This window comes from Actinoplanes sp. NPDC026619 (assembly GCF_040638295.1).
Classification (GTDB): domain Bacteria; phylum Actinomycetota; class Actinomycetes; order Mycobacteriales; family Micromonosporaceae; genus Actinoplanes.
Map to the genome: position 1 here is coordinate 78,554 of NZ_JBEZYA010000027.1, position 12,794 is coordinate 91,347.

At 71.5% G+C, this 12,794-nt stretch carries 13 protein-coding genes; 5 read left to right on the forward strand and 8 right to left on the reverse strand.

Annotated elements, in window-relative coordinates; translation table 11 throughout:
• Window positions 1-20: 20 nt before the first annotated feature.
• On the reverse strand, window positions 21-1,085 hold the full coding sequence (gene fsxC / locus AB0E90_RS41080) for an FxsC protein (protein WP_360417724.1): 1,065 nt from the start codon (window positions 1,083-1,085) through the stop codon (window positions 21-23).
• Between the two features lie 293 nt (window positions 1,086-1,378).
• Complete coding sequence (locus tag AB0E90_RS41085; protein ID WP_360417769.1) at window positions 1,379-1,990, reverse strand: SDR family oxidoreductase; 612 nt, start codon at window positions 1,988-1,990, stop codon at window positions 1,379-1,381.
• On the opposite strand from AB0E90_RS41085, the gene AB0E90_RS41090 reads away from it, so the two are divergent.
• Genes AB0E90_RS41090 through AB0E90_RS41100 form a run of 3 tightly spaced genes read left to right on the forward strand, consistent with a single transcriptional unit; the run spans window position 1,981 to window position 2,752 of the window.
• Window positions 1,981-2,226 (forward strand): hypothetical protein, encoded by a 246-nt coding sequence (locus AB0E90_RS41090; protein ID WP_360417776.1) that lies wholly within the window; start codon window positions 1,981-1,983, stop codon window positions 2,224-2,226. The two genes, AB0E90_RS41085 and AB0E90_RS41090, sit on opposite strands and share 10 nt — an antisense overlap.
• A gap of 14 nt (window positions 2,227-2,240) precedes the next feature.
• Window positions 2,241-2,318, forward strand: coding sequence for a helix-turn-helix domain-containing protein (locus tag AB0E90_RS41095; RefSeq protein WP_360417770.1), 78 nt, complete (start codon window positions 2,241-2,243; stop codon window positions 2,316-2,318).
• Entirely contained in the window at window positions 2,315-2,752 is a 438-nt protein-coding gene (locus AB0E90_RS41100; RefSeq protein WP_360417725.1) for a hypothetical protein, read from the forward strand. Before AB0E90_RS41095 ends, AB0E90_RS41100 begins: the two co-directional genes overlap by 4 nt.
• Window positions 2,753-2,758: 6 nt before the next feature.
• Here the strand turns inward: AB0E90_RS41100 and AB0E90_RS41105 are convergent, their stop codons facing one another.
• From AB0E90_RS41105 to AB0E90_RS41120, 4 genes are all read right to left on the reverse strand, one after another.
• Window positions 2,759-3,289 carry a hypothetical protein gene (locus AB0E90_RS41105; protein ID WP_360417726.1) on the reverse strand — a complete coding sequence of 177 codons (531 nt, stop codon included), beginning with the start codon at window positions 3,287-3,289 and terminating at the stop codon, window positions 2,759-2,761.
• 1 nt (window position 3,290) lies between these two features.
• Complete coding sequence (locus AB0E90_RS41110; protein ID WP_360417727.1) at window positions 3,291-3,644, reverse strand: PadR family transcriptional regulator; 354 nt, start codon at window positions 3,642-3,644, stop codon at window positions 3,291-3,293.
• 31 nt (window positions 3,645-3,675) lie between these two features.
• Window positions 3,676-5,799: an RNA polymerase recycling motor ATPase HelR gene (gene helR, locus AB0E90_RS41115; RefSeq protein WP_360417771.1), complete on the reverse strand. Its 2,124-nt coding sequence runs from the start codon at window positions 5,797-5,799 to the stop codon at window positions 3,676-3,678.
• A 71-nt stretch (window positions 5,800-5,870) separates the two neighbouring features.
• Entirely contained in the window at window positions 5,871-6,440 is a 570-nt protein-coding gene (locus AB0E90_RS41120) for a hypothetical protein (RefSeq protein ID WP_360417728.1), read from the reverse strand.
• 40 nt (window positions 6,441-6,480) lie between these two features.
• Here AB0E90_RS41120 and AB0E90_RS41125 point away from each other — a divergent pair, with 40 nt between their 5' ends.
• Entirely contained in the window at window positions 6,481-8,376 is a 1,896-nt protein-coding gene (locus AB0E90_RS41125) for a hypothetical protein (RefSeq protein WP_360417729.1), read from the forward strand.
• 6 nt (window positions 8,377-8,382) lie between these two features.
• On the opposite strand, the gene AB0E90_RS41130 is transcribed toward AB0E90_RS41125, so the two are convergent.
• Entirely contained in the window at window positions 8,383-10,131 is a 1,749-nt protein-coding gene (locus tag AB0E90_RS41130; RefSeq protein ID WP_360417730.1) for an endoglycosylceramidase, read from the reverse strand.
• A gap of 192 nt (window positions 10,132-10,323) precedes the next feature.
• Here AB0E90_RS41130 and AB0E90_RS41135 point away from each other — a divergent pair, with 192 nt between their 5' ends.
• Window positions 10,324-11,148 (forward strand): hypothetical protein, encoded by an 825-nt coding sequence (locus AB0E90_RS41135; RefSeq protein WP_360417731.1) that lies wholly within the window; start codon window positions 10,324-10,326, stop codon window positions 11,146-11,148.
• A 7-nt stretch (window positions 11,149-11,155) separates the two neighbouring features.
• On the opposite strand, the gene AB0E90_RS41140 is transcribed toward AB0E90_RS41135, so the two are convergent.
• Window positions 11,156-12,784 (reverse strand): helix-turn-helix transcriptional regulator, encoded by a 1,629-nt coding sequence (locus AB0E90_RS41140; RefSeq protein WP_360417732.1) that lies wholly within the window; start codon window positions 12,782-12,784, stop codon window positions 11,156-11,158.
• Window positions 12,785-12,794: the final 10 nt, after the last annotated feature.

Genomic DNA, 12,794 nt, shown 5'->3' on the forward strand with positions numbered 1-12,794 from the left:
AGTGTACTTTCCCCGCGCCATCACGGGCCATGGAGGATCGGCCGCTCGATCATCGTTTCATCGCCGCCGGGCCGGGGTCCGCTGGTGCGGAACAGCCGGTTGCGGGCTTCCTCGAGAACGCCGGCAAGGTCGGCGTCGAAGGCCTCCCCGGTTCCGATGTCCCGGTGCAGGAGCGCCTGCGACTGCCGCCAACTCTGCTTGAAGGTGGTCCGCAGTCCGAAGCGGAGTTCCGCAAGGTTTTCCATGGACTCACGGTCAGTGCGGTTCGCCGGTATCAGCACGACGGCTTCGCCCAGCCCACGGCGATCGATCTCGGCCAGGATGTTCCGGTACGCATCAAGCTGCGTTAACCACCAGTCACAGAGGATGACCACGATCTCGTGGGAGACCCGTGCCCTCTCGATGCGATCGAGAACGTCGTCAAGGGCCGCCACTTCGCCTTGCAGCGCCTGGTCCGCGGCGAGCAGCCGGGCTCGGCTCGCCAACGACCCGGGAACCTCCGGCAGGTACGGCGCCCAGTCCCGGGCCTCGGCGCCGTAATAGGCCAGATCCTTGCGGACCCGATCCATCTCCTCGCGAGACGCGGCAGCGACGATCAAGTGCACTCGCAGATCCACTGTGGACGACAAGAAAGCGTCGGGCACGGCATAGAAGTCGGCAACCGGATCAGCGGCCGGCGCCGGAGCAGCCTCGCCGACGGCGACGATCCGTTGCGTCAGGTCGTCGAGGAAGGACTCGTATTCGGATCGATGGCCGCGCAGACGGATCAGCCGTCGCAGCCCGCGCGGCGCATCCCGCGGCGGCGCGGCCAACGGGACACCGACGAAGTCCGGCACCACAGCGTCCATGGACCAGGCGACCGGAATCATCGCCGACCGGTCGTCACCGGGCCCGAACCGCCGCGCGAAGACCTCCCACTGCCGGCCGCAGGTCGCGTTGCGGAAATAACGTGGCGAGGTCAGCGCCACGAAGACGTCGCACGAAGCGAGCCGTAACAGCATGTCGGGCGGGAAGCTGGTGTCCCGATTTCCGGCCGTGCCGAGAAAGGACAGATCGGCACCGTGATCGGAACTGGCGGCCGACACCCGGTCTCGGAGATCATCGAAGAACTGCCGAACGTACGGATCGTCGTCGCCGGCCGCCGAACTCAGAAAGAAATTCGGCACTATAAACCCCCGGCTCCTTGACGACGCCTGGACCGCCCTAGCCTAGCGACAACATCGGGCCGTTCGAAAGACGAGCTGATGGTCATGAGTGCCTCCCACGCCGCTCACCCGGTCGACAAGCGCGGCATGCAGGGAAGAGCCGGCGCGGTTGCCGGGCACGAGGATCCCGGCTGCCCGCCGAGGGCGGGCAGCGGCCGACGGACCGGCCAAGGTTAGAGCCAGCGCCGCATCGGGACAATCGCGAGAAGGACACACTTCGAAGTTTTCCTTAGCGCCGCAAGCGCACGCCGGCCTATAAATCCTGCTCGCCATGGCGCGGCGGCCGACATCCGCCCGGCTACCTGGCAATACGCGCTATTTGGCAATCCCTCTAACGGCGTACGGGCCGAGAACAGGCCGCCGCCGGCGTCGATGACCTGACCGGTGACCCAGCGGCCGGCGTCCGAGGCGAGGAACGCCACCACGTCGGCGACGTCGCCGGGAGTGCCGAGCCGGTCGAGCGCCGTCATGCCGGTGGTCAGGTGGGCCAAGCCCGGCGTGTCGAAGACCGCTCCGTTGGTGGCGGTGCGGGTGGCGCCGGGCGTGACCGCGTTGACCGTGATGCCCCTGGCGCCCAGTTGATTGGCGAGGATTCGACTCACGGTCTCGACCGCGCCCTTGCTCACCGCGAACGACGTCTGGGTGGCGTTGGGCATCCGGGCCGCCGCCGACGAGATCGTGATGATCCGGCCGCCGTCGCAGAGCAGGGGCGGGCCCGTTCGATGATGAAGTACGGCGCTATGAAGTACGGCGCTCGCACGTTCACCGCGAACAGGTGGTCGAATTGCGCCCGGGTCGTCGCGCCCCGCGGGCCCGCGGGCGGCGCCGCCGCCTTGTTGACGAGGATGTCCAGCGGCCGCCCGGCCAGGGCCGCTTCGACCCCGGCGAACAACGTGTCGCCGTCGCCGTCGCCACCCAGCTCCGCCCGGCCAGCATGGTCCGCGCCACCGGCCCGCTCGATCTCGCCGAGCGTCGCCGCCGCGCCGGCGGGAGCAACGACGGCTCGAGACGCAGCGCCTGATCCAGGCCCTTGCGGTGCGGCTGCTCACCGACCGCGGGTACGACAGCACGACCGTGAACGATGTCGCCGACGCCGCGGGCGTCCCCCGATGACCGTCTACCGGCACTTCCCGACCAAGGAAGACTTGATGCTGGCCGACCAGAACGGCCCGCTGGTGGCCGAACGGATCGCCGCGACGCCGGCCGGCCGGACACTGGCGCAGCGGATCGGCACGGCGCTCGTGGACTCGGCCCGGATGACGACCGACCGGTTCCTGCTGGCCCGCCTGCGGCTGAAGATCTCGACGCCCGCGTTACGCGCCCGGCACCTGGACAATCAATACGTCCTTCAACAGGCCATCGCGGACGGTCTGGACATCGACGCCGCCGACCCGGAAGCCCAGTTCCGCGCCGAGGCGGCGGCGAGCGTCTGCCTGGCCGCCATGCACATCGCGCTGGCGCGGTGGGCCAGGGACGACGGACGCACCGACCTGGCCGGCCTGATCGCGGAGGCTCTCGCGGCCGCCTTCGGCGAATCCGGCCGGTAGCGGCGGTCAGGCGGTGGCGACGGCCGCGCGGCGGCGCAGGCGCACCCGCCAGAGCCGGCCGAAACCGACCGTGACGAGGATCCACAGGGCGTACGTGAGCGGGGTCCATGCTCCGCCGTGCGAATCCGCCGCCCCGTTGCTGAAGGTGAACGTGGTGGCGGACTGCAGCCAGCTCACTCCGGACCAGGTGAAGGCGCCGGTGGCGTGCGGGTCGGCGGCGGTCACCCCGTCCCGGAAGGAGCCGGCGGCCTCGCCGAGGAAGAAGTTGAGCAGCAGCGGCATCGTCGCCGCCGCGTAGGCGGCGCCGATCCACGAGTGCCGCGGCCCGTCGCCGAACTCGGCCACCAGGTATTGCTCGGCAAGCCGGCGACTGCCGCCGACCCGGCGCAGAGCCTCGGTGGCGCCGACGTCACCGGCCGCCTCCAGCAGATTGGCCCGCACCTCACGGCGGGTGGCGATGCGCTGGGCGCGCGGCAGGTCGTAGAGCTGCTGGTCGAGACTCCAGACCAGACGTTCGATGCGCAGTCGGTCGAGCATGTCAGTTTCCTTCCGCTGGTGTGGGCAGGGGGCGGGACAGCACGGCGTCGACCGCGGTGATGTGCCGCGCCCAGGAGTCGGACCCGCTCGCAAGGGCGGCATGCCCGGCCGGGGTCAGGCGGTAGTACTTCCGGGCCGGGCCGCTGGGTGACGGCACGAGGCGGGTGGCCAGCCGGCCCTCGCGCTGCAGGCGGGTCAGGGCCGGGTAGACGCTGCCTTCGAGCACGTCGGCGAAGCCGGCCGCTTGCAACCGCTGCACCACCTCATAGCCATACGACTCGCGCTCGGCCAGCAGGTGCAGCAGCAGCAGGGACAGCACCCCCTTCAGCAGCTGTGGGTCGTGGGTCTCGGTCACACTCCTATACAAAGGCAGGTACTGGAGAATGTCAAGTAGTGGTGTGCAGCAGCACCAGCTGCTGGGTTGCCCGGGTCATCGCCACGTAACGGTCGACGGCGCCCTCGATGCCGGCGCCGAAGTTCTCCGGGTCGACCAGGATCACCAGGTCGAACTCAAGGCCCTTGGTCAGTTCCGGGGTGAGCGACCGGACCCGGCCGGTCGCCCGGCAGGTCGGATCGCCGATCACGCAGGCGATCCCCTCGGCGTTCGCGGCGAGCCAGGCGTCCAGAATGTCGTCGCGCTCGGACACCGCGCCGTGCACCACCGGGAGGCCACTGCTGCGGATCGACGCCGGCACGTTGGCGTCCGGGAGCACCGCCCGGATGACCGGCTCGGCCTCGGCCATGACCTCGGCCGGGGTGCGGTAGTTGATGGTCAGCGACGCCACCTTGGCGCGCTCCAGACCGATCCGGGCCAGGCGCTCCGGCCAGGACTCGGTGAAGCCGTGCCGGGCCTGGGCCCGGTCGCCGACGATCGTGAAGCTGCGGGACGGACACCGCAGAAGGAGCATCTGCCACTCGGCGTCGGTCAGCTCCTGGGCCTCGTCGACCACGATGTGCGCGAACGGGCCGGCCAGCCGGTCGGGGTCGGTGGCCGTCAGCACCGACTCGTCGACCAGGGACGTGCGCATGTCCTCGCCGCGCAGCATCGACCACAGGCCCTCGCCGTCGTCGTGGACGTTCGCCGCGAGCAGGTCGTCGACCACCTGGTCCATCCGCTTGCGCTCGGCGGTGAGGGTGGCGTCGTCGCGGCGCTTCTTCCGGGACACCTCGGGATCGCCGAGACGCTGCCGGGCCGCGTCGAGCAGCGGCAGGTCCTCCACGGTCCAGTTTCGGGGGTCGGCGCGCTGGAGTTTCCGGATTTCGGCCGGGGCCAGCCAGGGAGCACATTTGCGCAGGTAGGCCGGGACCGTGAACAGGTCGGCGACCAGGTCGTCGGGTTTCAGGATCGGCCAGGCACGGTTGAACGCCGTACGCAGATCGCGGTTTTGTCCGGCCGTGGGGCCGAGGCCTGCGACCAGCTCGTCCCAAACCTGCTCGCGGGCCTCGTTGTGCGGGGTGCCCTCGCCCGCTTCGAACGCGTCGCGCCAGTCGCCGGCGGTCACCCGGAGGTCGGCCTCGTCGGTGCTGACCGTCGTCGCCGCCGGCGGCTCCTCGTAGAACCGGACCGCCGCGTCGATCGCCCGCACCAGGGCGGCGGAGGACTTCAGGCGGGCCACCTCGGAGTCGGGCTCGGGGCCGGCCGTCGCGCCCTCGGCGACCAGGTCACGCAGCGTGCAGGTCTGCACGTCCTCCTCGCCGAGGCTGGGCAGCACGTCGGCGATGTAGTTCAGGTACGGCTGGTGCGGGCCGACGACCAGCACCCCGCCCCGGCGCTGGCTGAGCCGCGGGTCGGCATAGAGCAGGTAGGCGGTGCGGTGCAGGGCCACCACGGTCTTGCCGGTGCCGGGACCGCCGTCGACGACCAGGGCGCCGCCGGAACCCGCACGGATGATCGCGTCCTGGTCGGCCTGGATGGTGCCGAGCACGTCCCGCATCCGGGCGTCGCGGCTGTTGCCCAGGCTCGCGATGAACGCGGACTCGTAGTCGAGGGCCTTGTCGGCGCCGTCGACCGGGCCGAACGCTTCGTCCCAGTAGTCGGTGACGTGGCCGCGGGTCCAGCGGTATCGCCGCCGGCTGCTCAGACCCATCGGGTGGGCGTGGGTGGCCGCGAAGAACGGCTCGGCCGCCGGTGAGCGCCAGTCGACCAGCAGCCGGCGACCGGCGCCGTCGGTGAGGCCGAGCCGCCCGAGGTAGATGGGCCCGTCCGGGCCGGCCATGCGACCGAGGCACAGGTCGAGGCTGAACCGGCGCAGGGTGCGCAGGCGGGCGCTCAGCCGCCGCACCTCCTGGTCGCGGTCCACCGCCTGCCGCCCCTTGCCGGCGGCATCCTTGCGGACGGCGTCGAGGCGGCCGCCCAGCTCGGCCAGCAGCCGCTCGACGCTGCCGGCGATCTCCGCGAAGTGCCGCTCGTCCGCAGCGATCAGCGCCGGGGTGGCCTTGGCCGGGTGCTGTTCAAGATCAAAAGCACTGGCAGTAACTGGACTCACGTCGTCAGCTCCCGTTTTAGGCAGGTTTCAGGCCGAGGCCGACGATTCTCCGTCACCACCGGGGTCTTGCCGCAAGCCCCCCAGTGCGATATACGTTAGAAGTGGCCGGGAGTGTCTTCTCCTCCCCTCGCCAACTCATCGATCACCCGTTTCCGCAGCTCCGCGCTCAGGCCGCGGTCACGCATCGCCCGGGCCGCGAGGTCGAGGTCGGCGCCGTGTGAGCGCAGGTGCCCGATCAGGGCGGAGTAACGGTCGGGACGATCGCGGACCAGCTCGGAAGCCAGCCTCAGCTCGAGGGCGACCGCCGGGACGACGTGCTCCCCCACCTGGACGTTGACGTAATGCTCCCAGGGGCCGCGCCCGATGCACTCGAAGCCGTCGGACTCGGTCGGCACCTCGACGGTGCTCATGCCCGCCTCGATCTCGCCGACGTAGGTGTGCGTGAAGTATTGCCGGGGCTCGGACATCCACACCGGATCGGTGCCGCCGAGAACGGCGGCGAACCGGTCGACGTCGCTGCGCCGCTCGACCAGGATGTCGATGTCTCCGGTCGGAAGCCGGACACCCTGCGCCAGCGCCGCACCGGTGCCGACCAGCCGATATCGCTCCGGTTTGACCTGGTCGAGCACGTGGGCGAGGGCCGTGCACAGCTCGTCTCGATCCATGGTGGAAGTCTGCCCGCGGGGTACGACAGAATTCCAGGCCGTGGATACGTTCGAGCGGATGCTGACCCGATTGCGCGGCGGCCGGCGGGTCGAGGAGCCCGGGCCGGGCCGGCCGCGGTGGACGGCCGGTGAGTCGCTGAGCCCGGCGCTGCGGCAGACGCACCTGCTCCACTGCTTGATCAGCGCGGTATCGCTGGACGACACCTACGCGTGGGCGCTGGCCGGCGACAGTGTCCACCGCATCCCCCGGGACGGCGGCGAGCCGCAGCGGCTGCAGTTGGAGGGCAAGCCCGGCGCCTTCTACTGGAAGGCCGTGTTCGGCGGCGGCACCCTCACCGCCATCGACGGCGAACGGGTGCTCGTCTGGGATCTCGCCACCGGGGCGCTGCGGCTGGCCACCGACCCCGACGACATCCCCCGGCGGGCGGGCGACCTCTGCAGCCTCGCCATCGGCAACGGGACCGCGGTCACCGGCACCGATGAGGGCTATCTGCTGCAGTGGCGGCTGGCCGACGGCCGGTTGCTGGCCCGGCGCGCGGTGCACGGCGGTTACGTCTCCGCCACCGCGATCAGCACCGACGGCACCATCCTGAGCGCCGGCGCGGGGAAGCTGTGCTTCTCCGATCTGGACGGGTTGCGGCTGATCAGCGAGGTGGCCGGGACCGCGGACATCGCCACCGCCGGCTGGACGGCGCTGGGCGGCGAGCGACGCGCGATGACCGTCGACGACGGCGGCGTGGTGAACGTCTGGGATCCGGCCACGGCCGGGCTGGTCGGCCACTTCCACACCACGACGCGGCCGCGGTCGGCGCCCGCTTTCCTCGCCGACGGCCGGGCGGTGCTCGCCGAACGGTCCGCCCTGCGGATCGTGGACCTGCGGGACGGGACCGTGCCGGGCACGGTCCGCGCCGACTTCGGTGGCCACGCCGACGAGATCGCGGTGCACGGGTCGTTTGTCCTCGCGGCGGAGGGCAGCAGCAGCGAAGGACGGATCAACCTGCTGGAGCTCACCGATCCGCTGCCGCGGGACGCGCCGGACCGGTCGCACTTCCTGGACGCGATCGCCACCACGATCGGCGGGCGGGCGGTGATCGTCGCGCAGGAGCAGCTCGGGTCGCTGGAGGTGTTCGACGCGGCGGACGGGCAGCGGCTCGAGGACCTCGGCGGCGGGGTGGACCTTGGCGGCGGCTATCCCCGGCTGCAGCACCTCCCGGGTTCGCTGGCGGTGCTGATCCGGCTCGCACCCACCACCGTGGACCTGGCCACCGGCGCGACCCGCACCGCCGGCGAGCCGCTCACTCCGACCTTCCTCTCGGCGGCGGCCACGGGTGGTGGGCTCATCGCAGCGGTCGACCTCGGCGGCGCCATCGGCGTCTGGGAGGCGGCCACGCTGACGCTTCGGGCCCGGACGACAGCGAACCTCGATCCGACCTCGATGGCGATCGCCGGCCTCGACGGTCGCCCGGTCGTGCTGGTCGGCACCGACGGCGGGGGCATCCGCTGGTTCGACGGCAGCGACCTGGCCGAGATCAGCCCGCCCGGCCTCTTCGCCGGGCGCACCGGGCCGGCCGACCACGAGAGCGACGGCATGGACCGGCCCGGTCCCCGAGCGGTCCGGAGGCTCGATCTGTTCGGGGCTACGCTGCTCAGCGCCGAGGGCAGCAACGTCGTCTGCTCCGACATCGCCTCGGGCGAGCCGGCCGGCCCGGTCCTGGCTCATCCGGACCGGGTCTGGGAGATCCGGCCGGCCACCGTTGGCGGGGTTCCGCTGGTGGCCACCGGCTGCGCCGACAACCACCTGCGGATCTGGGAGATCGAGACCGGCCGCCTGATCTGGTCCGCCGAGGTCCCGCAACGGATCTTCCGCATCCTGTCGGTGACCGCGGACCAGGTCGTCGTGCTGGTCCGCGGTTACCTCATCGCCATCGAGCGCTGAGGTCGCTCAACCGGGGAATGCGGCCGCCGCCCAGCCGGCCAGTTCGGTCTTCGCCGCCGCCAGCACGGTCGATGACGGGACCGCGGAGTCGGCGATCAGGGCGTAGTGCACGACGCCGGCCGGGCCGGCGCCGGAGAGCGACAGCGTGCGGCCGTCCGCCGCGATCGTGTAGGCGACGTCGGCTACGACCGTGTTGCGGTAGCCGGCCGGCAGCTTCACCTCGGTCGCGGCCCCGTCCCCGCCGGAGCGCCACACCAGGACGGCGTACCGGCTGCTGTTGATGGTCGTTTTGACGTTCGGCAGGCTCGGCGGGGGCGGGCTCCAGGCCAGCACGGTGCTGCCGTCGCGGGAGCGGTCCTCGTAAACGAAGGCGAGGGTCCGGCCGGCTACCGCGGACGGGTAGATCCGGTCGAGCAGGCGGGCGTCCTGGCGCAGGTATGCCGCGCCGGCGCCGTCCAGGGCCACCGCGGAGAAGTCCTCGCCGTTCCAGGCGTCGCCGGCGGTTTGGATCTTGGACGGGTTGTCGTTCATCAGCTCCTGGTGGCGGCCGCTGTAGATGTCCCAGTGCCACTGCGTGCCGGACAGGACCGGCCCCGACGCGGCCACGCCGCCCCACCACTGGGCGCCCGGCAGCCGCGAGTCGATGCCCTGGTACATCGCCTTGTCCACGCTCGGCGCCTGGTCCGAGGTGTAGCCGCCGAGCGGATGGCCGAACTCGGTCACGATGGCCGGCGCCGACAGCGCCGCCGACCGGTCCCGGATCTTGGCGAAGTCGTCGCTCTCCTGCCCATCGGTGGCCTTGCCCCACATCAGCACGCCGGAGATCGCGGCCTGGTCGTAGAAGTGGGTGTTGAAGACGTAGCGCGGCCCGATCGCCCCGGCGTCGAGGAAGCCGCCGGGCTGGTTGGAGACGTTGCCGTTCCAGAACAGGTTCGGCTCGACGAACGCCGGCCGGTCGACCCAGCCCGCACCGTCCATCATGGCCCGGAACGACTGGTAGAACGGCCACAGCACGTCCCGTTCCCAGGTGCGGCTGTTCTGCCCGCTGTCGTAGGTGCCGGCGTACGGCTCGTTCCAGGGGTCGACACCGAGCACGTGCGCGAACTGGCTGCTGGACAGACCCGACCGCAGGGAGCGGAGAACCTGCTCGGCCTGCCACTTGAACTCGGTAGGAGAGTGCCAGAAGTCGTACGTGGCCTGCTGGACCGCCGCGTTCTGGGTGATGTTCTGCCCCCAGTTGACGCAGATGCCGCAGCTCTCCGCCGGATAGCCGCCCGCCGCCACCAGCCATTTCGGCGCGCCGTCGCCGGTGTACCAACTGCCGGCGTTGAACAGGTAGCGGGAGAAGAGGTCCTGGTGGAATTCGAAGAGCACCTCGAACCCGAGATCGGCGAAGACGCCGGCCTGCTCGGCCACCTGGCCGAGGTACGCGGTGTCGAGGACGCCCCGGGCCGGTTCGGCGGCCGCCCAGGAGAGCAGGAAGCGCACCGTGTTGGCGTTGGTGAGGTTGCGCATCGCGAGCGCCGACGTGCGGGCGTCGGCGGGGCCGGCGAACGGGAGGCCGCCCTTCTCGGCCAGCTTGACCTCGCCGGAGACATTGAAGCCGCGCAGCACGACCTCCCGGCCGTGGCTGTCGACGAAGCGGGTGCCGTCGACGGTGATCAGGGCGGCCGAGGGGTCCGCCGCGATCGCGGGACGGCCGGCCAGGAGCGTGCCCAGAAGGGCGGGAATCAGGACGAGAAGTCGCAGGCGCATGGCGTCTCCCGTGAGCGAGCGGGAAAGCGGAGGCGGACTTAAGTGAGAATTAATCATGTTCATCGCTGCGACACAATGACTCTTGTCTATTTTCCGAGCTGGCGACGGAGGTTGGCACGACCGGCAGTAAAGATCGATCCGCGGCGGCCCGGCGTCCGTACCCATAGGTGGACCTCTGAGAAGGGACGCATCGTGGATCGTCGTCGCCGGATCCGGCTGGCGCGCGGCGGCGGCGCCGCCTTGGCACTTCTGCTCGCGGCGACCGTCGGAGTTCTGGCTGCGTCCATGAAGAAGGGCGACGCCAAGGAGTACAACTACGCCGTCGCGCCGGCCTGGAGCCCGCCGGTTGCCGGCCCGTCGCCGACCACGCCCGCGCCCACCAGCCCGTCAGCCGTGCCGACGACTCCGATCCGGTCCTCCGCCGCCGCCGTGCAGCTCCCGGCCACCGCGAACTTCGAGGTGGCGGCCACCGCCGGCTCGGTCACCGTGCGCAGTCAGGACCTCGGCGCCAACCTCTACCGCGTGACGCTGGCCAAGGCCCCCGCCCCGGTCACCGCGAAGATCACCGACAGCGGCTCGAACCACCGCCTGACCCTGGTCAAGGACGTCAAGACCACCGCACCGCCGGTCACCATCCTGCTGAACGCCCGCATCCGCTGGAGCCTTCGGATGACCGCCGGCAACACCGACACCACCGTGAACCTCACCGGCGCCCGGCTCACCTCGCTCGAACTGGCCGGCGGGGCCCACGTCTTCGACCTGTCGCTGCCCCCGATAACCGGAACCCTGCCACTGCGGTTGACCCACGGCATGAACCAACTGAAGATCAAGAGCAACGACTCGCCGGTACGGATGACCCTGCGCATCGGCGCCGGAAAAGTGATCATGGACGGCGTGATCTTCACCGACACCACGCCGGGCAAGGTCATCACCTCGGCCGGCTGGGAGGACTCGTCCCACCGGGTCGACCTGGACGCGGCCGGGGGCGTCGGCACCCTGGTCGTCAACACCGACTGAGCCGGGGTCAGAGCAGGTCGCAGAGCTCGTCGCGCCGGTCGATCCCCAGCTTGCGGTAGACCCGGGTCAGGTGCTGCTCGACCGTGCTCCGGGTGATGTAGAGCATTCCGCTGATCTCGCGGTTGGTGTAGCCCTGCGAGGCGAGCCGGGCGACCTTGCCCTCGGCCCGGGACAGCCGCGGCGCGGGCGGCCGGTCGTCGAGCCGCAGGACGGCCTCGGCCAGGTCGGTGCGCCAGGGCAGCAGGCCGGGTGATTCGATCCCCCACGACGTCAGGGCGTCGCCGATGGCCCGGAAGTCGTCGGCGGCCGACTGCGGTGCGCCGGTGGCCAGGTGGTGCCGGCCCCGGGCGCGCAGATGCAGCAGTCCGTACGGGCTTCGGGTCAGGTCGGCGGGCGGCGGGACGGCGAGCGCGGCAGCGACCTCGGTGTGTCGGCCGAGCTCGGTCAGCGCCATCAGTAACACCGCCCGGGGCAGCGCGAGCAGCACACTCCACCGGCCGTCGCCGACCGGCCGCCCGGCCAGCGCCTGCCGGGCCAGCGCGGCGGCCCGGGCCGGCTCGCCGCCGTTCAGGGCGACCGTCGCGCGGGCGCCGGCCAGCAGCGACTGCCACGGGGGCAACCCGCCGGCGGCGACCGCGCGGGCGAACGGCGGGTACCAGATCTCGTCCGGGTCGAAGCGGTCCAGCGTCAGCAGGGTGCAGACGGCGATCTGGGCGGCCTCCAGATCCGGCTCGTGCGGCATCACCCGGCGCAGCATCTCGACCGCTTCGGCCGCCGCGGCATCGGGTTCGACCGCGGCGCCCAACGATCCAGGGAAGACATGCCGGATCCACCGCCCGCCGATCGTCTGCTGGTCGCCGGTCATGGCGAGCAGGTCGCGGGCGTCCTGGGCGCGGCCCTGCCAGGCCATCAGCCGGGACAGCCGGGCGATCCGGTCCGGCGCGAGGTGACCGACGCGAGCGGCCGCGGCCAGCGCGGTGAGCAGGTCGGCGGCCTGGTCCGGATCCGACCACCACCGCACGTCGAGCAGGCGGAACCGGATCTCGGCCCGGCCGGCGGGCCCGGCCGACCAGTTCAGGGCCAGGCCGAGCAGGGCCGCGGCGTCGTCGAAACGCCGCTCCCGGACCGCCTGCGTGGCCGCCTCGCTCAGCACGCCGGTCGCCCAGGACTCGGGGGCGACGCCGGCGGCGAGCAGGTGCCGGGCGACCACCGGGGCCGGGGCGGCGTCCTCGTAGAGCACTTCGGCGGCGCGCATGTTCAGCCGGCGGCTCACGTCCGGTGCGGTGCCGGCCAGCACGGCTGCCCGCACCCGGGATCGCAGACAATGGTCGGGCGCGAGCACACCGGCCGCGATGAGCTCGTCGAACAGCGCACCGATCCGATACAGCGGAAGGCCGAGGACCCGGCTCAGCACGAATGGATCGCCGTACTCGCCGAGAATCGCGATCGCCCGGGTGACGGAAATGAGCTCGGCGCCGAGCAGCTGATGGACGGCTGCGGTCAGATCCGCCGGGGAGACATCCTCGATCAAAGCCGGAAGATCGGCCGGGGCGGGCTCGGGCATGGCCGGCAGACAGGCGCCGAGCAGCGCCAGCGGGCTCTCGAGGTCGCCGAAAGATCTCTGATCCGGGCCCATGCAGTGCACA

Coding starts and splice junctions, on each gene's coding strand:
- AB0E90_RS41100 (WP_360417725.1), top strand. CDS start 2,315: ATGACCGTCTACCGGCACTTCCCGACCAAGGAAGACTTGATGCTGGCC.
- AB0E90_RS41105 (WP_360417726.1), bottom strand. CDS start 3,289: ATGCTCGACCGACTGCGCATCGAACGTCTGGTCTGGAGTCTCGACCAG.
- AB0E90_RS41120 (WP_360417728.1), bottom strand. CDS start 6,440: ATGGATCGAGACGAGCTGTGCACGGCCCTCGCCCACGTGCTCGACCAG.
- AB0E90_RS41130 (WP_360417730.1), bottom strand. CDS start 10,131: ATGCGCCTGCGACTTCTCGTCCTGATTCCCGCCCTTCTGGGCACGCTC.
- AB0E90_RS41140 (WP_360417732.1), bottom strand. CDS start 12,784: ATGGGCCCGGATCAGAGATCTTTCGGCGACCTCGAGAGCCCGCTGGCG.